Genomic DNA, 600 nt, shown 5'->3' with positions numbered 1-600 from the left:
GAGTATAGAAGTGCGCCCTTTAGTTCCTAAAGGGCTTTTATCAGTTCGCCAAACTGGAATTGGGTTAGTTAATCGGTGGAGCAGAAGGATTGCTTACCTTGTAGTAGCTCCCACCAATGATAATATATGCTTCGCTACCTCTATCTTCGTAGGTAAAAGCACTTTCACCTTTCACATAGAATTCATAACTTTCCGAGCCTTCTACTGCTTCTGGCTCATCGCAAGCAGTCAGCTTCAAATCATAGAACCAGTTAATAACAGGGGTTGTAGATAAATCATTGGAGTCATATTCCTCTGAACCAATTTCAAATGCAGTTTCTTCTCCTTGTGAGTAGAAAGACACTGTAATCATTGTTGTAGGTTCGGGGAAAGAATACACTTCTGAAGCACTAACAGCCTTTTGATTGCAACCGACCAAACCTAACACACAAACTAATGCTAAGACAAGTGTTATCAACTTCTTCATACAATCACACTCCTTTGTCAAATCCCGATTTGTTGCTCACTTTTCGTATTCAAATTATACCATAAAACTTGTGAACAGTTCTACCGCAACTTCGGACTATATGAGAAAAGTCCGAACAGTTTTCTGCCCGGACT

At 40.2% G+C, this 600-nt stretch carries 1 protein-coding gene; it reads right to left on the bottom strand.

The window, feature by feature from the left end; all coding sequences use genetic code 11:
• Positions 1-64 precede the first annotated feature (64 nt).
• On the bottom strand, positions 65-466 hold the full coding sequence (locus HMPREF1546_RS18585; protein ID WP_033121559.1) for a hypothetical protein: 402 nt from the start codon (positions 464-466) through the stop codon (positions 65-67).
• Positions 467-600: the final 134 nt, after the last annotated feature.

It is taken from the genome of Oscillibacter sp. KLE 1745, from assembly GCF_000469445.2.
Classification (GTDB): domain Bacteria; phylum Bacillota; class Clostridia; order Oscillospirales; family Oscillospiraceae; genus Oscillibacter; species Oscillibacter welbionis.
This window is presented reverse-complemented; position numbering and strand designations above follow the sequence as displayed.